Genomic DNA, 22,744 nt, shown 5'->3' on the forward strand with positions numbered 1-22,744 from the left:
GTGTTTTTTGATTATTTCAACATTATTGCAGGGATTTTCATTATGGCGAGCGAAACAGCACAACCCATTTATACCTCATCACAATCCGAAAGCGGATACAGCGTTATCCGTCGAAACGGTAAAGTCACCGAATTTGATAGCAGCAAAATTGCTGTCGCTATCACCAAAGCTTTTTTAGCGGTTGAAGGTGACTCAGCAAAAGACAGTCGTCGTATTCATGACACAGTGGCAAAACTGACCAGACAAGTCACTGACAATCTTTTACGTCGTATTGATGATGGTGGCACCGTTCACATTGAAGATATTCAAGATCAAGTTGAATTAGCTTTAATGCGTGAAGGTGAATATAAAGTTGCTCGCTCTTACGTTGTTTATCGTGAAAAACAAGCAGAAAAACGTGCTGAAGAAGAAAAGAAACATCCACAGCCTGCCAATGAATCTCCCCTGCATGTCATAGCAGCTGATGGCAGTCGTCACCCGCTAGACATCGATCGCTTACACAACCTCATTACCGAAGCATGTGAAGGTCTGGCAGAAGTTAACCGTGATGCCATTTTACGTGACACCCAACGTAACCTGTTTGACGGCGTTAAAGAGGCCGACGTCGAAAAAGCACTGGTGATGTCAGCGCGTACCTTTATCGAAAAAGATCCTGCCTACAGCACTCTGGCCGCTCGCCTGCTGATGGATGGTATTCGTCGTGAAGCATTAAGTTTTGTCTACAAAACACCTAAACAAGCCTCTCAGAATGAAATGGGCGATTTGTACGCTGACTACTTCAAAACTTATATCTCAACAGCCATTGAAAAAGAACTGATTGACTCAGAACTGGGCTTATTTGATTTAGACCGTCTGGGTAATGCATTAAAACCAGAACTGGACTTCGAGTTCACTTATCTGGGTCTGCAAACGCTGTATGACCGTTACTTCATTCACTTTGATGGTACACGCTTCGAATTACCACAAGCCTTCTATATGCGTGTGGCAATGGGCTTGGCTATCAACGAATTAAACCGTGAAGAACGTGCTATCGAGTTCTATAACTTGTTATCAAGCTTCGACTTCATGAGCTCGACGCCTACCCTGTTCAACTCAGGCACACTGCGCCCACAATTATCTTCTTGCTACCTGACAACCGTGCCGGATGACCTGAGCGGTATTTATAACGCGATGCGTGATAACGCCCTTTTATCAAAATACGCCGGTGGACTGGGTAATGACTGGACCCGTGTTCGTGGTCTGGGTGCTCATATCAAAGGCACCAATGGTAAATCACAAGGTGTTGTGCCTTTCCTGAAAGTCGCTAACGATACTGCCGTTGCCGTTAACCAAGGTGGTAAACGTAAAGGCGCTGTTTGTGCGTATTTAGAAACATGGCACATCGACGTTGAAGAATTCTTAGACTTACGTAAAAACACCGGTGACGACCGTCGTCGTACACACGACATGAATACCGCTAACTGGATTCCAGACTTATTCATGAAACGTGTGGCTGAAGAAGGTCAATGGACCCTGTTCTCACCAGAAGAAGTCGAAGACTTACATGACTTAACCGGTCTTGATTTTGAAAGAGCCTATGAAGCCTACGAAGAAAAAGCCGCCCGTGGCGATATTCGTAACTTCAAACAACTGCCTGCCACAGACTTATGGCGCAAAATGTTAGGTATGCTGTTCGAAACAGGTCACCCTTGGATTACTTTTAAAGATCCATGTAACCTGCGTAGCCCACAGCAGCATGTTGGTGTCGTTCACAGCTCAAACCTGTGTACAGAAATCACCCTCAACACATCAGATAAAGAAATCGCTGTCTGTAACTTAGGCAGTGTCAATATGGTGAAACATATTGATGAAAACGGTAAGCTGGACAAAGAAAAACTGCAAAAAACCGTTCGTACCGCGATGCGTATGTTAGATAACGTTATTGAGTACAACTACTACAGCGTACCGCAAGCACGTCACTCAAACTTACAACACCGCCCTGTTGGTTTAGGTCTGATGGGCTTCCAGGATGCACTGTACAAACTGCGTATTCCTTATAGCTCTGATGAAGCCGTTCAATTTGCTGATGAATCAATGGAAGCGATCAGCTACTACGCGATTGAAGCTTCTTCTGATTTGGCTGCAGAACGTGGTAAATACCAAACCTACGAAGGTAGCTTGTGGAGCAAAGGTATTCTGCCCATCGATTCAATCAAATTATTGAAAGAAGCACGTGGCGAATATCTGCAACAAGACGAAAGCAAAACCATGGACTGGGACATGCTGCGTGACAAGATCAAACGTCAAGGCATGCGTAACTCAAACACCATGGCGATTGCCCCAACAGCGACGATTTCAAACATCTGTGGTGTCAGCCAATCGATTGAACCGACCTATCAGAACCTGTTCGTGAAATCGAACCTGTCAGGTGAGTTCACGGTTATCAACCCATACATGGTTGAAGATCTGAAAGCACGTAACCTGTGGGATGATGTGATGATTAACGATCTGAAATACTTCGACGGTAGCCTGCAAGGTATCGACCGTATTCCAGCCGAGTTGAAATCACTCTACACCACGGCATTTGAAATGGATGCACGCTGGTTAATTGAAGCCGCATCACGCCGCCAAAAATGGCTGGATCAAGCTCAAAGCCTTAACTTATATATGGCTGAACCATCAGGTAAGAAGATGGACAACCTCTATAAACTGGCTTGGGTACGTGGCTTGAAAACCACCTATTACCTCCGCTCTATGGGGGCAACAGGTGCAGAGAAAACCAGCACAGCACCGACTACAGCAACAGAAGCGCCTGCACCAAGCAAGCCTAAACCTGTTGCTGCCGCGAGCACGCCAGCGCCGGTTGCCAGCTCGTCATCAAGCATAGACGATTTAGTTCTAGGTGAAGGTATGGAAGCGCCAAAAGCGTGTTCAATTTTAGAACCAGATTGTGAGGCATGTCAGTAATGTTGAATTGGGATGATCCATTCTCAGCACCGATAGCCGGTACTGCGGAAGCAAAAAAACAAAGCGAAGAAAAAGCAGCAGCACAGCCTGCTGCTCCAGCCGCTAACGATCTCAGCGAAGCCCCGGCTTCTGCTGAGATCAAAAAAATGCCATTAATGAACGCCAAACCCGTCAATGCTGACGACAAACGTGTTATCAATGGTGAAGCCGATATTAACCAGTTAGCCCCGTTCAAATACCCTTGGGCATGGAACTACTTCCTGAATGCCAACAAGAATCACTGGACACCGCTGGATATCAACATGGCGCAAGACGTTCATGACTACCGTCATAAACTGACGCTGGAAGAACGCCATGTCTATGAAAACGTGCTCTCATACCTGACCACCTCAGACATCCTGGCGATGCGTAATATCGGTCTGGCCGTAATGGAAAAAATGACCGCGCCTGAACTGCAAATCTATCAGGCTCGCCAAGTGTATGAAGAAGCATTGCACACATGGACATACCAGCACTGTATCGAAACTATTGGTCTAGATCAGTCAGAAATCTACAACCGCTACCGTGTTGTACCAGAGATTTACCAAAAAATTAAACTGGCCAATGACCGTTTAAACACGGTCATGCGTAGTGATATTGATCTGCATGACCGTGATGAACTCGAAAACTTTGTCATGTCCTATGCGTTCTTCGCTGGCATCTTCGAAGGTTCATGGTTCTACAACGGCTTCAGCCCAATCTTTGCTCTGCAACGTCGTGGTTTGATGAAAGGCACCGCCGAACAGCTGCAATACATCATGCGTGACGAGGTCATGCACGCATCTTTCGGTATTCGCGTCTGCAAGCAAATCATGAAAGAAGAAAACATCACGCTGGACCCGAAAAAAGTCCAACAGATGTTTGAAGAAGCCGATGCTGCAGAAGAAACCTATGCAGGCTACATTCTGCGTGACCCAATTTTAGGTTACTCAAAAGAAGTGCATCACGGCCAGTTCCGTTACACAGCCAACCGTCGTGCGAAACAACTAGGCTTTGAAGAACCCTTCCCCGGTGCCGAAGCCACCCTGCCCTGGCTTGATGAACAAGCCAATATGCGGAAAGAAAAGAACTTTTTTGAGACAAAAGTAACAGAATACCAAACAGGCGGTGGCCTCAAATGGGACTGATTATTTAATAAAAAAAGCCGACTTTTATGTCGGCTTTTTTATAATATTTAATGAACAAATGGATTTGTGTATACCTGAGGATACATGCCACTCATGTCAGGCTAGGTACTAAAACTTATGGAATGGAAAAAAGCAACGAAGCAAGACACTCATCTGGTACAAATTCCAGAAAGATGGCTACACCTATACTACTATGAGGCGCTTAATGTTCTATTCAGGTTTGAAAATGCGCTTCGTGTATTCGTATATGTCATCTTAAAAAAGGAGTTCAATGAAAAATGGTCAGAAACGGCTATCTCATCTGGCGGCTCTATCAAAAGTGAAACAAAGTCCAGAATAGCCAAAGCCAAAGAGCATGCATATTTAGGATACGAATTGTCTTCGCCAATGTTGTACCTCAATAGCGGAGAGTTAATTGACATCATAATATCTGATGCGTATTGGAAGTACTTCTCCCCATTCTTTAAAGCTAGTAGATCTATTGTTTCGACTAAACTTCAAGAAATAGGAATGGTGAGAAACTCTCTCGCCCACTTTAGACCGATAAAAGAAGATGATATTGATTTAATCAAACAAAACACAAAACATGTCCTCCTTGAAATCGAAAAGTGTTTAATTCAATTGACTGCAATAACTACTATCGTTCCATCGAATAGTAATGACGACTGGTACAAAGAAATTAAGCCTATTGGTAGTGAGAGTCTAAAGATATCCATTTTTCACAGCGAAGATGAAGAATGGGTAAGAGTCAGTATCATTCACACAATTCCAACTCTAGAGAAGAAAAAATTTGGTGAAAATTACTACTCATACAAAGCAGGTAATTTTCGAACCGATCAACTATTCTCAGAGTTTCCGATTTTAAAAGACAAATGTATCTATCTATCAGAAGGTCATCTGTGGGGTGGCCAACATCCAAACTTTGATCTCAATAGTGTCAAAGAAATTAGTCTAGTATTCGCCAAAAACTGCTTAAGTGATAACTTACAAAATATAGTGAAGGCCTTAAAAGAAATTGTGCAGATTGTAGATGAAGAGACAGATTTGCTGAAACAAGATAATTTAGCTCGTGGGAAACTAATCGAAACTAAAAGTGCAAATGCCAGTATTAGAACTAGAGATGATGGCTCTAGTTATTGGTCTGTGTCCTTAAACTCTATGACTACTCCCCTTGTTAACACAAGCGAGGTTGAGTATTGGGGCACACGTGCACATTATGAGACTGATTTTATTTCAGGTTCTAACCAATACCCTTGGATGCCTGATTCAATCTCTGACTACGAAATTCCTTTTTGAAATGACTAAGCCCGTAGGTTGGGTTGAAGCATGAAACCCAACAAACACCTCAAATAACAAAACACCTCTCAAAACATCACAATGTTGGGTTTCGTTATCACTCTCCCCAACCTACAATAATGGTTATTTTTTGTTTCACATGGATAGTGAACAATGCAATATCGACGAGCCTTTGTGCCCGGTGGTACATTTTTCTTTACGGTCAATTTATTGGAACGTCGTAAAACGTTATTGACGGATAATATCGATCTGTTAAAACGATCTTTCCAACACGTTAAACAAGCTCATCCATTTAACATCGATGCCATTGTTATCTTGCCCGAACATTTACATACTATCTGGACATTACCTGAAACTGATTATGACTTTTCGATACGTTGGCGATTAATCAAATCGACATTTTCGAGAGGCTTGCCCAAGGATGAACATATCAACAAAACTCGTCACTCGAAAAATGAACGCGGTATCTGGCAACGTCGATATTGGGAACACTTAATTCGCGATGAAAAAGATTATATGAACCATGTGGATTATATTCACTACAATCCCGTCAAACATGGCTATGTCGATAAAGCCATTGATTGGCCTCACTCCAGCATTCATAAATTTATTCGTAACGGCATGATTGATAAACACTGGGGATATGATGAGAAGATTGGTATGAAAGCTTTTGGTGAGAGAACTTGAGTTTTTATCCCGTCCTAGACATGTTGGGTTTCGCTACCGCTCTACCCAACCTACGGAATGCGTTATTTACCTTTTTGAATCAGATAGCTATCTACTAACGGCCAGACTTCTATCTTGTTGTTGTACAGAGCAACTTTCTTATCATTAGCAGAGATAAGAATTCCCTTGGCAATCATTTGATTATTCTTGGTGGTATCGATCAAATACGTGCAACGGCCAACTTTTTCTTCAGTCTGGCAGCCTGATTCTGCAAATATTTTCATTTGTTTTTCGGCATCATACTGGCCTCTTTGATAAGGAAAGACAGTCAATAACCCAATAAAACAAAGAATGACCAGCGGATAATAAAACCGAGATGAAAGCTCAACATGCATTTCACCTAATTTGCACCAATGCCATTGAGTAATACCTAATATTTTTCTACCTTGGTTTTCTTTGCTTAGCTCTTGAAAGAACCAATCTTTACCATTTTCTTTTGCATGCCTTGCAATAAAAAAAGTAGCTAAACCAATAATAACGAGCAATATAAAGAAGCCAAGAAAATATGGCCATTTAGAAAGTAACCAACCAATCGCTAATACGCCGATATACCAGCTTTCTACCAAGACATCAGACATGTCTTTATTAAGAAGTTCGTGACTTAACCCAAACTTATAAATATGACCGATATGGTAACTAAAGCCAGATAACAAGATACATGGCACAACGAGTGCCACAGCCGATGCTGCTAATTTTAATAACCGCTCAAACTTTTCCATACAACACGTCCCTGTTTAGCTCAACTCGCTTTTATCTATTCATCAACATAGAGAAAACTAAGAATAATAAACACAACGCGTTTTGCATATCTATCAACCCACAATTTAAAGTCTGTAGGTTGGGTTGAAGCATGAACCCCAACAAAACACCGCTTAAAACTTCAAAAAATTGGGTTTCGCTATCGCTCTACCCAACCTAGAGAACTCATTGCCTGATTTCCACAGGTACACCTTTGTATGCAGGGGTAAGAGAATTTTTTTCGTGATAGGACAATGGAATCAGAGGATTGAGTTCAGGATAATAGCCAGCTACTGTGCCATCAGGCAGATCATAGGCCGTGACTTTTAGCCCATCGACCTGACGCAAATTGCCATCTTCTACCTGAGTATACAGGCTGACTATTTGCCCTTCCTGCAAGCCAAGTCGAGCCATTTCTTCGCGATTGATCAATACGATTTCGCGACTGCCTGCCAATCCACGCAGCCGATCAGAAAAGCCGTAAATGGTGGTGTTGAATTGATCGTTGGAACGCAATGTAATTAGGGTAAATCCATTCTCACCGCAGGGATGCTGTCCCAGTGAGGTAAGTGTTGTTGGTGGGGTAAATTGTGCTTTACCGCTTTCCGTTTTCCATTTTCTTTCACGGGCTGGGTTGCCACGATAGAAGCCACCGGGCTGCATCATTCTGTTGTTGAAGTCACTAAAATCATCAGGGAAGGTCTCAGCAATGAGATCACGAATCAGATCGTAGTTGGCACCCCATTCATCCCAGCGGAGTTTAGGGTTGGAAGGTAATGTCGCCTTCGCGATACCTGCCACAATCGCTGTCTCGGAACGGACTTGATCACTGGGTGGCTCTGCCGCGCCAATCGAGGCATAAATATGACTGAACGTGTCTTCCATAGAAACAGCTTGTGGCCCACTTTGCTGCTGATCAATATCGGTACGACCCAGACAAGGCAGAATATAACTGACTTTACCCGGTATAAGATGTGATCGATTGGGCTTGGTGGCGATATGTACCGTCAGATCCAGATTTGACCAGCCCTTTTCCAAACGCTCACGATCAGGCAGAGCCCGTAACAGGTTTCCACCCAGTGAAAGCATGGCCTTGATGTCGCCATTTAATACACCTTCACTCGCTTGAACAATATTCTGACCGTCTTCCGTCGGGGCATTTATACCAAATAACTGATGTAATTTGTCAGCTGGCATATGTGCAGATTTTTCGCCTATACCGACGGTCCGCTGTCCTTGCACATTTGAGTGGCCACGCACAGGCGAAATACCTGCACCAAGACGACCTATATTGCCCCGCATCAGCAGTAAGTTGCAGAACATCCCCAGATTGAGCCAGCCATCAACATGCTGCGTCAGTCCCATACCATAGATACCGATAACCTTTTTTGCCTGACAATATATCTCGGCTGCTTCTTCAATCATGGTACGAGTTAAACCAGATTGTGCTTCGATATCTGACCAATCAAATGCGTTGACCTTTTCTACGGTTTCGTCAAAACCTGTTGTCTCCGCAGCAATAAAATCTTGATCCAGTATGGTGCCAGGAGCAGCTTCTTCACGTGCCAGCACATATTTCATCATGCCTGCGATAACGGCAATATCACCGCCAGGTTTCACTTGATAATATTTGTTGGAGATCTCGGTGGGGTTATTGGTGATCATCTGCATGATATTCTGTGGCTCAATGAATTCAATCAGCCCCCGTTCACGTACAGGGTTGAAAGTCACAATTTTGCAGCCACGTTCAACAGCATCTTTGAGGATATGCATAAAGCGTGGAGAGTTGGTGCCGGTATTCTGTCCGAAAAAGAAAATGGCATCGCAATGTTCGAAGTCTTCCAGTGTACAGGTGCCAACGGGTGTACCGACAAAGGTCTTGAGGTTCACACTGGTCGTTTCGTGACACATATTGGATGACTGTGGCAGATTCTGATGCCCCATTGCCCGCGCAAAAAGGGCATAAAGATAGGACGCTTCCAAGCCGGCATGGCCACTAGCATAAAAAACGGCTTGCTTCGGGTTCATCGCAGCAAGCTTTTCACCAATATCCTGTATTGCCTCATCCCAACTGACCGGCACATAGCGGTCGCGTTTCGCATCATAGCGAAGCGGTTCGGATAATCTGCCCGCTTTTTCCAGATCATGGTCGTGCCAGGTTTTTAATTCAGTAACGCTATATTGCTCAAAGAAGTTAGCATCCGCCTTTTTCTCATCCAACTCCCATAAGGTTGCTTTGGCACCATTTTCACAAAACTCGAACCGTGAGGGATTGGCAGGTTTGGCCCAGGCACATGAACTGCACATCACCCCACCGGGCTTATTAAGCCTGGAAAGAATTTTCGCTGCGACGGTAGAACCATGGACCTCACCGAAGATTCTAGATACACCGCGCAGCGATCCCCACCCACCTGCTGGGCCTTTGTTATAGCTTGTATTGGGGTCCTGTTCTGTAGGGGAATGATCGTTTTTAGTGCTCGAGTTTGCCATGCTTTCTCCTAAGCTGTTTCGCCATCAGAATAATATTCAGCAAGCTGGAAGCCGATTTCGAGTGTAGAAAGCCTAATCATCAGGCTCCAGAAAATCGTGCTTCCATCATCGGATAATTAGTTTGGTTATTTTGTAAGTTAATAGTTCCAATGGATGTAAAGGCGTCTAGCTCAGGCTGTTGCCCAAAGTTTATTTAAACTTAAAGCCCTTTTTATCAAGAAACGCTTTCATGTGGGGACGCATTGGTTTACTCATCATCGTCGCTATCTGGTGTGTCCAAGTCTCATCACGGGCACCGCTGGAACGATTTTGATAGTAGGCTTTGCACGTCTCGTTGTACTGTCCCAGTTCTGACTTATCTTGCTGGTATGATTCTTCTTTCAAAATGACATCGACAGGTAACCTTGGCTTTTGCTCGGGCGATGCTGCCGGATAACCAAGACACATCGCAAACACAGGATAAACTTGCTCAGGAAGTTTAAGTAGCTCAGATACTTGTTCCGGGTTATTACGGATACCACCGATAAAAACACCGCCAAGGCCGAGCGATTCTGCTGCAATCATCGCATTTTGTGCGGCCAGACTGACATCCACGGTGGCAATAATGAATTGTTCAGTATATCCAGGCACCATTTCCTGACTTTCATAATCACAAGCCGCCTGACTACGTTTAAGATCGGCACAAAAAACTAAAAATACCGGACTGTTTTCCACCCATGTTTGCGAACCGGCGAGCTCTGCAATCTGCTGACGTGTTTGTGGATTTCTGACTCTAATAACGGTGTATGCCTGGACGAAGTTAGATGTGGCAGACCAGCCTGCTGCATCAATAATCTCACGCACCAACTCATCACTCACAGGTTCTGGTGTGAATTCTCGAATTGAACGATGATTTTTCAGCAGTTTGATAGTTTCATTCATATAACTTGTATCCATTGAGATTAAAGGCATTGCAATTTTAGATACTCCATTGATAAAGAGTTTCCAACTCGCTGCAATTAAGTGACATTTATTAAATAAGATAATTGCTCAAGTCATCACCACGTTGGGTTTCGCTTTCAATCTACCGAAACTACGGGCTGCGTAATTCATCTTTTCGAATTAGATAGCATCTACCTTATCTGGATGTTTCTTATGCGATAATAACTTTTCTATTTTGCTAGCCGACAAACGATAAATTAACTCGATTCATGACCACTGATTACCGTCACCTCACCCATATCAAAAGTTTAGATGAGCTTGGTCTTTACGAGTTGATTCCTAACATCGTCTGGATTTTTGATCTTGATAGACATGGTTGGTGGTGGGGTAATGCAGCAGCGCTGACGTTTTGGGGACTCAACTCAGTTGATGAACTGATAAATAAAGATCTATCGGGTGATACCCAAGGTGCAAAAGATAGAATGCATCAAACCTTTGAATTAGCCGCTAAAAATGGTCTTAGCATTGACCCATGGACCACCTATCCAAACGGTAAAGCCAAAACACTGTATATGTTACATCGGGCGGTTTTAGTGGGTCCTGAACGTCATCGCGCCATCATTGCTTATATCAACGAACAAGTTGAACTCGGGGAAACACCTGAAAATTTATTGCTTGTTGAAGCCATGCGCTATACCACTGTATTAGTGAGTACCTTTACCTTCTCCGGTGATATCGTCATCGAAAACCCAGCAGCCACAGAAGCCTATAAACACATCATTCCACAACAACTTGATAGTGATAGAAATGCCTTCACTGCCCGCTTTGATAAGCTCGAAGAAGGGATTGAGCGTTTAAAGGATGCCACGGAAAAACGGGTTGGACGTTGGACGCATATGATGAAAACCAGTGCAGGGCTTCGCCAACATACGCTGGATATTCGCATAACACGCCACCCATTAACGGCCGAATTTTTAATGTTGGTCACTGAATATGATGTCACTGAACTTCATCAAGCGTTAGAAGCAGCCCATCATGCGCAAATCGAATTAGAGAAGCAGGCGCATTTTGATGCTATTACCGGCCTGCCATCTCTGCATTATTTGCAACAACATGCCGATAATTATTTGGCTAAAGCTAAGCGACAAAATCAACAAATCGCTGTGATGTTTTTAGACCTGGATGGCTTTAAATCGGTCAATGACACGTGGGGTCACGATGCGGGCGATCAGGTGTTGCGGCAAGTGGCTAGGCGGTTTACTGGTATCCTGCGTTAAGCAGATCAGTTGGCAAGAATCGGTGGCGATGAGTTCGTGATGATGATTGATGATCTAACGGATAGCGATGACGTGGAAATCATTGCCCAAAAGCTTATCAATGAACTGAAAACACCCATCGAATTCACTTATTCAGAAAAAGAAACAAGGCAAGTCAGCATTGGTGTCAGTATTGGTATCGCCTTTTTTCCTGAACATGGCACTACCCTTGATGAACTGGTCAAAGTCGCAGATAGAGCAATGTATGATGTTAAACGTCAGGGTAAGAACAGTTATTCTCTGGCTATGCGTGGTTGAGCTCGTTTTATTCTGATTCAATAAATCAGTGTATTTGACCTTTTCATTACCGCAAAACAAGACAATGTTGGTTTATTTCTTCTTGCGTTTTTTTGCTGACTGAATGGCTGAATATATCTGGTAAAGCATATAAGGCAGCAAAGCCAGTATCAGCGCTTCTATACCACTTAGCTTTTCACCGGCCAGAATAAGTACAATAATGAGCAATAATCCTACAGCCACAAGCTTGAGAAACTTCATTGATTCTTTCGCTAACACCTTCTGCATTTTGCTTCCTTTTTTTTAAACAGAAATACTATTCATGAAAAGCCAGTTAACAGTAAAAAACTATGTCCATTTATGGCTTTTCACGCTTAAATAGTCAAGCGAGTAGCTGATGAAAACTCAGAGTCGGTTATCAAAGAAACAAAAAGCAGAAAACAAGGCAATCACTATGTCGGCACTAAAATATTTATCAGGTTACCCTGCCCCTGTTCTCGATCAAGTCAGCGCCGCTATTTCAGCAAAAACACTCGGCCAGTTTCTGTTAAAAAAATATCCAGCCACACATGACATTAAAACTAATAAAACGTTGTATGCCTATGTGATGGATATGAAGAACCAGAATCTGCGTCAATCCAGTCCGCTCAGCAAAGTGATTTATGATGACAAGCTGGATGTGTTGCATAATGCTCTGGGTTTACACAGTTATGTCTCACGCGTTCAGGGCAGTAAATTAAAAGCCAAAAATGAAATGCGTATTGGCTCCGTCTTTAAAACTGCACCGATAGAATTTTTGAATATGATTGTGGTGCACGAACTGGCGCATTTAAAAGAGAAAGACCATAACAAAGCATTTTATAAGCTCTGTATGCATATCGAACCGAACTATCATCAGTTGGAGTTTGATGTGCGGCTTTACCTTACCCACTTAGAGATATTTGGTGAGCTATATTAGTCTTTTATAATGCGCTAATGTATCGGTTTTAGTCTGAATAATGATCAAGTATTCAGACAAACAGCACATAATCTGAATTACATGATTCCACTGGATTATTCGCTTATATATATCAATGTTCAACTCTCTCCGAGCACTGTAAAAATGTTCATTGACAACCTTGTTAATTATATGGTTATTTAACCTTATAACTAACGTGTGAATTTAATCAAAAAATAACATTTTTCTACATAGCTGATTGGGATATAGAGACAGTGCCAACGAACAACCAAACCATACAGAATAAACATTCTTTTGTTGTTTTAAAGCATGGTTTATTAAAAACCGGCCCAACCTATCTCACTCCAAACAATGACAAATGTTTACATTTATTATTGTTTGTAATGAGGTCATTAACTAACAGCCAGAAAGAGTATTAGTCAATGACATCGACGATATCAAGAACCTCGTCAGAGGCAAAACTGAGTGTTCTTTATCTGGGCAAAGATAAATACTCAGAAAATAAAATTAGCACTTTACTTGGCTCTCACATAAGTAATTATCTGACTGCTGATAATTGCGATAATGCATTAGCTTTATTTAAACAATATGCCATTGACACCATCGTTGCTGAGACTTTTTTTCTTAGGGACATGCCAGACTGCACTATTCATAAACTTCGTCACATTAATAACAATATCAATATCATTTTAATTAATGAAAATTATGAAGTGATATCTTCACCTTTCGATTTGCCTTGCTTGGCAAAGGAACAATGTCCTTTAAAACCTACCAGTCTGGATAATCTATTCAACGCCATATCAGATAGCCGTAAAGAATCTGATAAAAATGATCTGATTCACATCACTTCATCAGCTTTTTTTCACAGTTCTGTGGCAATGACAATAACTAGTCATGACAATAAAATCATCGCCGTTAACACTGCATTCACTCAAATTACAGGCTTTAAGCAACATGAAATTCTTGGTAAAAATCCGAGAATACTGAGTTCGGGTAAGCACGATAAACAGTTTTATGGAGAAATGTGGACGGCCCTTTCTCGAGAAAAGAAATGGAGCGGTGAAATTTGGAATAAACGCAAAAATGGTGAATTATTTCTCGAATGGATAACCATTAATGCCATCACGAACAGTACTGGTGAAATCACACATTATTGTTCAATCTTTGCTGATATCACCGAACGTAGGGCGGCAGAGGAAGCCATCTGCAGGCTGACATATAACGATCCTCTAACAGACTTACCTAATCGACGTGCCTTTATGGAACGCCTGGAAGACTCGCTTGTTATTTCCAGGAAAAACAATCAACTATGCGCCATTTTGTTTCTTGATCTTGATAACTTTAAAGATATCAATGACACCTTGGGCCATGATATCGGAGATGCCGTTATCAAAGAAACGGCATTACGTTTGAAAACGTGTATCCGTGAAGATGATCTGATCGCCAGATTAGGCGGTGATGAATTTACCGTGTGTCTAACAGACATGTGCTCAGCAGAAGATGCAAGTACGGTTGCTCAGAAACTGCTGGATGCCATGTCATCCCCATTTATTTTAGACGACGAAAGACTCTATTTTTCATTTAGTATTGGTATTGCTCTATTTCCTGAGCATGGTGAATCAACTCAAGAACTACTCAAGCATGCTGATCAGGCGATGTATCATGCAAAATTCTCTGGTCGTAACAAATTTTCTTTTTTTGATGTTTCCATGGCGCAGCATGCCCTTAACAAAACGGAGATCGTAAAACATCTTCGAAACTCGATGGGTTCAGACCAGTTTTCAATACATTATCAGCCCATAGTTAACCTTGAAACTGGCATGATTGATAAAGCAGAGTCTCTACTGAGGTGGACACATCCAGAACTCGGCTACATTAGCCCAGATGAATTTATCCCAATAGCCGAAGATATCGGACTGATATGTGAGCTTGGCGATTGGGTATTTCGGCAGAGTGCATCTCAAGTTAAATCCTGGCAGGAAAAATATAAGGAAAATTTTCAGCTTAGCATAAATATATCGCCTAAACAGTTTCAAAACGAATCTTGCGATCTGGAAGAGTGGACTGATTTTTTATCACAAAAAGCCCTTAGCAATAAGGCAGTTTCCCTGGAAATTACTGAAGGGGTGATGATGAATGAAGGCCCGATGACCGAACAACGATTAGGCATGTTAAAACAGGCGGGGATTGAAATTTCACTTGATGATTTTGGTACTGGATATTCTTCATTGGCTTATTTAAAAAAGCTGAATGTTGATTACCTAAAAATTGATCGTACTTTTATCCAGAATATCCATATCAACCTAGATGATCAGGCCATGTGTGAAGCCATTGTCGTCATGGCGCACAAGCTCAATATTAAAGTCATTGCCGAAGGTGTTGAGAACGAAGCACAATTAGACTTTTTAAAATCGGTTGGCTGTGATTACGCTCAAGGCTACTGGTTTTCTAAACCAGTCCCTGGTCATGACTTCGAATTGTTATTGTCGAAAAATGGAGCTCAAATTCACTAACAATAGCTAATAAACCATGTTGAATAACAGCTGCGTTTGTTAATTTGTACGTGCTTCTACAGTAAGTGCAAGTTTAAATACCGCAAGGCCGGACAAGCTTAAAAATAAGCCCACCCAGACAGGTGCGACCCAGCCCATTTGCTGACTAATCACAAACCCGCCTAAAAAGGCACCAAGTGCGTTTGCTGCATTAAATGCCGAATGGTTAAGTGAGGCCGCCAGAGCTTGCGCCTCCCCGGCAACATCAATTAAGCGAATCTGCAAGACACCCGCCAAACCTGTCACAGTAAAACCAATCAAAAACAAGGCTGCCATCGCTGAATAAAGTTGCGTCATACTGAATGCGGCTATCACAAAAGCAATGGCAGAACTGACCAGCACCGCAACGATGGTTTTATTCAAATGTTTATCTGCTAACCAGCCAGCAACGAGGCCACCAATCACCATACCAGTGCCAAATATGGCTAAGGCCATGGGTACGACTTTAATGCTGGCGCCAGTATATTCAGTCAAAATTGGTGAGGCATAGCTGTAAACAGAAAACATACCGCCAAAACCAATCGCACCTATAGCCAGGGTCAGCCACATATTAATGTTTTTAAAGCCTGCCAGTTCAGATCGGTAACTGGCTGAAGCATGTGGTGCAATGCGTGGTACAAAAAAGCTAATCGCCAAAATGGTCGCCAATGCAATCATTGCTGAAAACTCAAAACCTGTTCTCCAGCCAAAAGATTGACCTAACCAGGTAGCAAAAGGCACGCCGATAACATTGGCAATCGTGAGTCCCATCATCACTTGGGCAATGGCTGTGGCGCGGCGATGTTGTCCGGCCAGATCAGCAGCAACCAATGATGCAATACCAAAATAGGCACCATGAGGTAGCCCAGCGATAAAGCGACTTAGCAACATGGTTGTTGAGCTATCTGCAAACGCGGTCATCGCATTAGCCAAGCCATAAAACAACATCAAACCCAATAGCAAGGTTTTACGTGGCAACTTAGCCCCAAGAATGGCTAGGGCTGGCGCACCGACCGTCACACCTAAGGCATAAGCAGTAATGAAATGTCCCGCCGAAGGAATGGATACCTTCAGATCAGCAGCGATTTCCTGAATCAATCCCATTGCCACAAATTCTGTGGTGCCAATGCAGAAACCACCGATAGCCAGGGCAAAAATAACCCAGGGTAATGAATAAGAATGTGATGCTGTGTCTTGCGAAGTCATGTGCTCAAATGGCTTATTGGGAAGGCGCGCAATGTAACACAAACCGTGTTAAACCAACATTAAGATAAAGCGACATTTATGCCTGTCATCAGCTCATGAAGTCGTGAGTAGAAATAAATGATAAATTCGTTGAAGTGCACATGGCTAACATTAGGCAATTGCAGCAAATTTGCTGTGGATTTATTTAAAGAGGCAACTCACCTTGTTGCCACGATGATGTTTTTTGTTTCTTGTTCGTTGCGGTTTTTTTTCGACTCGCATGTTTTTTAACGATAATTGCAGCTTCTTGCTTATGTTGTGATTGCTTCCTTAATTCATACAGACGTTGTGCAGCTGATTTTCGAGCCGACTTTTCATCAACAATGGGTGCAGGATACCCGTTCATCAATGAAGGACGAGTCCATGGTTGATGAATAAACGGTGCTGGCATATCAGCTAATTCAGGTATCCATTGTCGTATAAAGGCGCCTTGGGGATCTTGCTCCATACCCTGCTTGATAGGGTTGTAGATTCGAATACTATTAATGCCCGTGGTCCCAGACTGCATCTGTACCTGTGGGTAATGTATACCTGGTTCGTAATCCGTAAATAACCTGGCCAGATATAATGCTGGTTGCCGCCAATCTAACCAGAGATGATAACTGGCAAAACTCATCAACATGGCTCGCATACGAAAGTTTATCCAGCCTGTAGCAATTAATGCTCGCATGCAGGCATCAATCATAGGAAACCCGGTCAATCCACTTCGCCAGGCATCAAAATATGTCTGATTGATATCGGACATTCGCAAGCTATCGTATATCGTATGCATATTCTCAAACTCAATACGCGGTTCATCCTCCAGTTTTTGCATGAAATGACAATGCCAGCGAAGACGGGCTGAGAATGAACGCATTGCTTGTCGCCATTGTGATCTCGCTTGTGTATCGCTTTGTTTGATAGTGGTAATACGTTGCTCAGTGGCTTGGTACACTTCGCGAATCGATAAAGTGCCAAATGCCAGATAAGGTGAAAGCCGGGAACAACTATCAACCGCTGTCAGCGGTGAAGACATTTCCTTAGTGTATCCCTGTCCTCGTTCGTACAAAAACGTATCTAACAGGCGAAGTCCTCGCTCCCATCCCCCTACTTGCCGTTGAACACAACCATCGTCAACTAAGCCGAGTTTGTCGGCCTTTGGCAGATAATCATTTTTTTCGCTTGGGCCGGTCAGTTTTTCAGGACAGATATAACAAGCCTGACTCATATGTTGATACCAGCGCTTGGCCCACCCATCTCTGTCTTTAAGCCGTCTGATAACACCATGCTGACGAAGTTGATGCCAGTTGAGCTGATGTTTATCAGCCCAATTCTGAACAGCAATATCCCGCTGATATGTCCAACCATTCCAGGTCTCCTGATGCGACCATAGTGATGTGACATTATATTTTTGCCTGAATGATTCCAAAATGCTGACAGCATCACCGACTTTAACGATTAATGGACACCCCAACACGCTGAGTGCTTCATTTAGCTGGTATAGGCACTCTTTAAGAAACGCGAATTGTCTGTAACTCATGTCTGGCTGTGACCATAGAGCCGGCTCAAAAATATATACAGGTAGAATCGGCCCCTGCGCTGCTGCAAGTGTCAGGGGGGCATGATCATGTATTCGTAAGTCACGCTTAAACCAAACCAGATTCATTAAATGATGACTTCTTCAAAAAAATTACGGTGTTGAATACTTTCACTAAATATGTGAAAAATAAGTTAAGTAGTTAAATTCGGTTAGCCATTTTTGTGACTTAGAAAAACACTAATGACCGACTTGCACCAGCAACAAATTCGCTGAAGCTCAACACGCTCTCTTTCACACGCGTCTAATAGGTAAGATATGGAAAACAAAATACTCTCTCCCGGAGCAAAAGCACTTGAAGTGAACCTTGATAACGTCCGTTACGGCTCTTTTGCTGAAATTGGCGCAGGTCAGGAGGTAGTGCGTTGGTTCTATAGAGTGGGTGGTGCCGCCGGTACTATCGCAAAAAGTATTTCCGCTTATGATATGAAAGTGAGTGATGATATCTATGGCGAAGCACCAAGATATGTCTGTCGTGAGCGCCTCGAAGATATGCTGGAGTTGGAATATAACCTCAATATAGAGCGCTTGAGTGAACAACGCGGCGACACTACCGCTTTTTTTGCCTTTGCTGATACGGTCTCTGCTCGCAACTATCACGGAACAAATGAGTGTCATGGCTGGTTGGGTATTCGTTTTCAAACTGAACCCCACAGCGCGCCCAGTGAAATCATTATTCATGTGCGTATGCTGGATAATGAAAACTCTCTACAACAAGAAGCGCTCGGTATTATTGGTGTCAACCTTGTTTATGGTGCATTCCACTATTATCAAAGCCCCGATCTCTTAGTGAAATCCTTACTGGATAACCTCACAACTGATCGTATAGAAGTAGATATGGTGGACATGCATGGCGATGCCTTTTTACATGTTGATAACCGCGTGATTAGTCTACGCCTGGTGCAGCTTGGCTTGAGCGATGTGGCCATGTTCTCTGCCGAAGGCAAGGTTCTGCAGCCATCTGAACATCTGCGAAAGAAAAATGTGCTTGTCGAACGTGGACGTTTTCGCCCAGTGACCCACGTCAACATTGATATGCTCAATTCAGCACGTAAACAGTTTGATGCAGATAATGCAGCGTCGCCAGCAGATACGATCTCAATTATGGAGATCACAATGCACAACCTCCGTAGTGAAAGTGACAGTATTGATCTGGAGGACTTCATCAGCCGTGCTGACGTGCTGGAGGCTGCAGGACACACTGTAATGATTTCTGATTATCCAGAATATTATCGTCTTGTTTCCTACCTCTCCCGCTATACCGATCGTCATATTGGTTTAACGATGGGGGCCCATAGCTTGGTGGAATTGTTTAAAGAAGACTATTACAGCCGCTTGCAAGGTGGGATTCTGGAAGCCTTTGGTCGCTTATTCAAGCACAACGTTAAGCTATACATTTATCCATACAAAGATACTCAAACCGGTACTTTATACAAAGTAGATAACCTTAGAATTGATCCTAAACAAGCTAATCTCTATGAGTATTTGAAACAAGGTGAACACGTTCAGCAGCTCAGAGAGTTTAATGAAGCCTATTTACCGATATTTTCACCGGATGTCTTGAAAATGATTACCGAGAATCAACACGGTTGGGAATCTCTGGTGCCTGAGGTAGTGGCTGAAAAAATAAAGAAACAACGTCTGTTCGGTTATAAAAATTGATATACGTAGGATCATCCACTGCTCTTCGACCTATTTTACTCGTGACAGATTGCAACTTACTGACTTATTTTCAGACTCATTAATAAGATCAGTGCTGATGTTTCTGTTCGCAAAAATCTATCTCTATCAGCCAGCCGATTTAAGTCAGCCATAATCAGTCACTACCGAGTGATGATAGATAAGGCATTTACTGAAAACAGGATATCGCCATGCAGATAAAAATTTCGATACCTCATGCTGATAAACCTCAGAACACTGAGGTGATTGAAGATCGCAGGGATTTGATATTAACCCACCAGGAAGCATTGGCAGGAAGTCCTGACGATATGGCTGCGTGTGGTGAGGAAGATATCGGAGCCGGCCTAGAGTTTTTGGTAACACGACATGAGCATCACTAAGCTGATGGCTAATACAACAGAAACTATCGATTAGCTTAAATGTCACTTCCTATAACTTTGTTTCAGTTTTTAATGGAGGTAAGTCATGGCTCAAGGCAGTAAAGAAAAATATACCGACAAACAAAAACGTAAAGCAGAACATATAGAAGAAAGCTATAAAGAACAAGGCGTTTCAGAAGAAGAAGCTGAAAGAATTGCCTGGGCTACAGTCAATAAAGAGTCCGGCGGTGGCAATAAATCAGGCTCAGGACGCGGTAAAAAAGACAACCACAGCGCTAGTCGAAATGGTGGTGAGAAAAGTCACTAACAATCAAACCAGTCAGTGACTTTTACTCACAAGGTATCCCTGCCCTGCTCTTTCTGTGTATTTATTAAGGTGGCCATCATTAATCAGCGGTCACTGTGATTCTGTTTTTACTGTGAAGGTAGATTTCAGAATAATGACAGCACCTTTACCAAAGCCGTAACTGGTCATCAATAAACTGGCATACAAATAGACATTAAATAAGCCTGCTCCGGTTACCTCAGGGTTAAATGCATCATGCAAAGGATCTAAAACCGGGAAAAGCGCATACATCAAAAATAAGCTTGAGTTAGTAAAAGCCCCTATAACCATTGCCCAACGGACATGCCAGGGTAAAGCGACTTTGACAGCATAATAGCCTAATATCAACGCCGTCATAATCAGAAAGTCCAAATGCGCCTGTAACACACGTTTAGGTGAACCTGGTATAAGCGCTTGAAGAAATTCAAGCTGGTTATATAAGCCCACCAAACACCAGGCCAAGATTAATGCCATAAGAATCCATAAACAGGCGCCTCTAAGCATCACAATATTAACGTTATTATCTGTTCTATTCTGCATATTTCTCTCCTCAAATTTCTCATTTTTTTCTGTGTTATTATCCACTTATAAAAACCGACGTCTTGACTCAAAAGGCGCAATAACATGACCGATAAAGCGATGGTCAATATGAGAGAGAGAAACATGAATACTAGCCTTTCCCAATTACATGGGCAGCGCTTATGTACTGATGATCAGCCACATTCACACCGACTGGATTGGTTAAAAGAAGTGATTGGACGTGAGTACGCGAATGTCGATGTTAATCCGTTTAATGATGAACCGGTATTTAACGAAATGGCGATATATCCATGGCAAAATGGTGTGCGTTTATCGCCCATTAAATCTCATTCACTGCAAATAGAGCGTTTATCAAGAGAACCGACGGATATCAGCCAGGATTGTTATTTTGCTGTTTTAATTACTGAGGGAAAATACAAACTCGAACAAGATGGTCGTGAAGTCTTTTTAGAAAAAGGTGATATGACCTTATACGATGCAACACAATGGCACCGCATTACCATGCCACAGGCTCTATCAAAAGTAATTATCTCGCTCCCCAGAGACTATCTGAGACAACGGATCAGTCATGTAGGTAATCTGACAGCAAAGAAAATAACAACTCAATCCGGCACTGCAGCCATCGCAGCATCCTGTATCCAGTCTCTGACGCAACAACTGGATATACTGGATAGCAATGCCTTTCACTCCTTGCAAGATCCTCTTGTTGATTTACTGACCTTATCACTCAATCAACTGGAACCTAAGTCAGTTCAACTATCTAACACACAAAGCTCAACACTATTTCATGTGAAACGGTATATTAATCAACACTGCCACTACCATGATTTAACACCCAAAATGATATCTGATGCGGTGGGTCTGTCCGTGCGTTACATCAATAACCTTCTTCAAGCTGAGCAGACATCATTAATGCGTTACGTCACACAACAACGACTCAACAGCGTCTATCGAAAATTAAACAGCCGGCAGTTTATGCATCGCACCATTACCGAGATTGCACTGGAATCCGGATTTAACAATATGGCTCACTTTAGTCGGGCGTTTAAAACACAATTTGGTGTATCGCCCCGTCGTTTTCGACAAGAAGCTAAAAATAAACTGCTCATTTTTGACGCCTAATCATCAATTTAAATTGATAAAGTAGGACGTTGCTTTACTTTTTTATGATCATCGTAGTGATGACTTTTCACCCAGAGAGAGAAATAAAATGATAAAAAAACAATCCGGTAATGCCGCTTCACAATTCTTATTGTGGCTACTCGTGTTAGTGAATACCGCAGGAATTGCTTATTACTATTACCAAACTGAGATAAAAGCGAAACAGATTCCTAATCTGGTTGGCACCTGGAGTGGTGTTAATCTCACGGTATCCGATGAAAAAGGTTATAAAACCTGGGATGATAAAACCGTCACTATTACAGAACAGCAAGATCGTCGTTTTCGCGGCACTTTTACTTATGCTGATGGCACTAAACACTTTTTCGGTGTAATTTATCCTGATAATAAGTCTTTCACCTGGGTATCAACACCAAGCCATGGTTATGTCCATGGTCGTATTCTTAACGACAATACGATAGGCACCTGTTATGTGGAAACCTGGGAGCATGCGACTGCAGGTTGTGCCACATTAGAGCGACAAAAATAGTCATTCATAAAAGTATTAGAAACAA

General features: G+C 42.6%; 18 protein-coding genes and 1 pseudogene. 12 read left to right on the forward strand and 7 right to left on the reverse strand.

Annotated features, from left to right (window positions below; translation table 11 throughout):
- Positions 1-42 precede the first annotated feature (42 nt).
- From AC13DA_RS11595 to AC13DA_RS11610, 4 genes are all read left to right on the forward strand, one after another.
- Positions 43-2,946, forward strand: coding sequence for a ribonucleoside-diphosphate reductase subunit alpha (locus AC13DA_RS11595; protein ID WP_040576223.1), 2,904 nt, complete (start codon positions 43-45; stop codon positions 2,944-2,946).
- Positions 2,946-4,112, forward strand: coding sequence for a ribonucleotide-diphosphate reductase subunit beta (locus AC13DA_RS11600; RefSeq protein ID WP_284451885.1), 1,167 nt, complete (start codon positions 2,946-2,948; stop codon positions 4,110-4,112). Before AC13DA_RS11595 ends, AC13DA_RS11600 begins: the two co-directional genes overlap by 1 nt.
- 117 nt (positions 4,113-4,229) lie before the next feature.
- Positions 4,230-5,408 (forward strand): Swt1 family HEPN domain-containing protein, encoded by a 1,179-nt coding sequence (locus AC13DA_RS11605; RefSeq protein ID WP_284451886.1) that lies wholly within the window; start codon positions 4,230-4,232, stop codon positions 5,406-5,408.
- A gap of 153 nt (positions 5,409-5,561) precedes the next feature.
- Complete coding sequence (locus tag AC13DA_RS11610) at positions 5,562-6,095, forward strand: REP-associated tyrosine transposase (protein ID WP_284451887.1); 534 nt, start codon at positions 5,562-5,564, stop codon at positions 6,093-6,095.
- Between the two features lie 62 nt (positions 6,096-6,157).
- Here the strand turns inward: AC13DA_RS11610 and AC13DA_RS11615 are convergent, their stop codons facing one another.
- The 3 genes from AC13DA_RS11615 to nfsA form a co-directional block, all read right to left on the reverse strand.
- Positions 6,158-6,853 (reverse strand): hypothetical protein, encoded by a 696-nt coding sequence (locus AC13DA_RS11615; protein WP_284451888.1) that lies wholly within the window; start codon positions 6,851-6,853, stop codon positions 6,158-6,160.
- Between the two features lie 205 nt (positions 6,854-7,058).
- Complete coding sequence (locus AC13DA_RS11620; protein ID WP_284451889.1) at positions 7,059-9,362, reverse strand: FdhF/YdeP family oxidoreductase; 2,304 nt, start codon at positions 9,360-9,362, stop codon at positions 7,059-7,061.
- A gap of 189 nt (positions 9,363-9,551) precedes the next feature.
- Complete coding sequence (gene nfsA, locus AC13DA_RS11625; protein WP_284451890.1) at positions 9,552-10,283, reverse strand: oxygen-insensitive NADPH nitroreductase; 732 nt, start codon at positions 10,281-10,283, stop codon at positions 9,552-9,554.
- Positions 10,284-10,969: 686 nt separating this feature from the next.
- Here nfsA and AC13DA_RS11630 point away from each other — a divergent pair.
- Positions 10,970-11,857, forward strand: a pseudogene (locus AC13DA_RS11630) (diguanylate cyclase domain-containing protein).
- 72 nt (positions 11,858-11,929) lie between these two features.
- Here AC13DA_RS11630 and AC13DA_RS11635 read toward each other — a convergent pair.
- Positions 11,930-12,124 (reverse strand): hypothetical protein, encoded by a 195-nt coding sequence (locus tag AC13DA_RS11635; RefSeq protein ID WP_284451892.1) that lies wholly within the window; start codon positions 12,122-12,124, stop codon positions 11,930-11,932.
- Positions 12,125-12,290: 166 nt separating this feature from the next.
- On the opposite strand from AC13DA_RS11635, the gene AC13DA_RS11640 reads away from it, so the two are divergent.
- Positions 12,291-12,794 (forward strand): YgjP-like metallopeptidase domain-containing protein, encoded by a 504-nt coding sequence (locus tag AC13DA_RS11640; protein ID WP_284451893.1) that lies wholly within the window; start codon positions 12,291-12,293, stop codon positions 12,792-12,794.
- 422 nt (positions 12,795-13,216) lie between these two features.
- Positions 13,217-15,307, forward strand: coding sequence for a putative bifunctional diguanylate cyclase/phosphodiesterase (locus AC13DA_RS11645; protein ID WP_284451894.1), 2,091 nt, complete (start codon positions 13,217-13,219; stop codon positions 15,305-15,307).
- A gap of 39 nt (positions 15,308-15,346) precedes the next feature.
- Here the strand turns inward: AC13DA_RS11645 and AC13DA_RS11650 are convergent, their stop codons facing one another.
- The gene (locus tag AC13DA_RS11650; protein WP_284451895.1) at positions 15,347-16,531 is read right to left on the reverse strand and encodes an MFS transporter; all 1,185 of its coding nucleotides are present in this window, start codon (positions 16,529-16,531) and stop codon (positions 15,347-15,349) included.
- Positions 16,532-16,715: 184 nt separating this feature from the next.
- Positions 16,716-18,215, reverse strand: a complete 1,500-nt coding sequence (locus AC13DA_RS11655; RefSeq protein WP_284451896.1) for an FAD-binding domain-containing protein — start codon at positions 18,213-18,215, stop codon at positions 16,716-16,718.
- A gap of 189 nt (positions 18,216-18,404) precedes the next feature.
- Between AC13DA_RS11655 and AC13DA_RS11660 the strand changes: the two genes are divergently transcribed.
- From AC13DA_RS11660 to AC13DA_RS11670, 3 genes are all read left to right on the forward strand, one after another.
- Positions 18,405-19,808 carry a TonB-dependent receptor gene (locus AC13DA_RS11660; protein ID WP_284451897.1) on the forward strand — a complete coding sequence of 468 codons (1,404 nt, stop codon included), beginning with the start codon at positions 18,405-18,407 and terminating at the stop codon, positions 19,806-19,808.
- Between the two features lie 209 nt (positions 19,809-20,017).
- Positions 20,018-20,206 carry a hypothetical protein gene (locus AC13DA_RS11665; RefSeq protein WP_007145211.1) on the forward strand — a complete coding sequence of 63 codons (189 nt, stop codon included), beginning with the start codon at positions 20,018-20,020 and terminating at the stop codon, positions 20,204-20,206.
- 85 nt (positions 20,207-20,291) lie between these two features.
- Positions 20,292-20,513 carry a hypothetical protein gene (locus AC13DA_RS11670; RefSeq protein ID WP_007145212.1) on the forward strand — a complete coding sequence of 74 codons (222 nt, stop codon included), beginning with the start codon at positions 20,292-20,294 and terminating at the stop codon, positions 20,511-20,513.
- Between the two features lie 90 nt (positions 20,514-20,603).
- On the opposite strand, the gene AC13DA_RS11675 is transcribed toward AC13DA_RS11670, so the two are convergent.
- Complete coding sequence (locus AC13DA_RS11675) at positions 20,604-21,071, reverse strand: hypothetical protein (protein ID WP_007145213.1); 468 nt, start codon at positions 21,069-21,071, stop codon at positions 20,604-20,606.
- A gap of 84 nt (positions 21,072-21,155) precedes the next feature.
- Between AC13DA_RS11675 and AC13DA_RS11680 the strand changes: the two genes are divergently transcribed.
- Complete coding sequence (locus tag AC13DA_RS11680) at positions 21,156-22,193, forward strand: helix-turn-helix domain-containing protein (protein WP_482945953.1); 1,038 nt, start codon at positions 21,156-21,158, stop codon at positions 22,191-22,193.
- An 88-nt stretch (positions 22,194-22,281) separates the two neighbouring features.
- Positions 22,282-22,719, forward strand: a complete 438-nt coding sequence (locus AC13DA_RS11685; RefSeq protein ID WP_007145215.1) for a hypothetical protein — start codon at positions 22,282-22,284, stop codon at positions 22,717-22,719.
- Positions 22,720-22,744: the final 25 nt, after the last annotated feature.

Source organism: Methylophaga sp. F-2, from assembly GCF_056859315.1.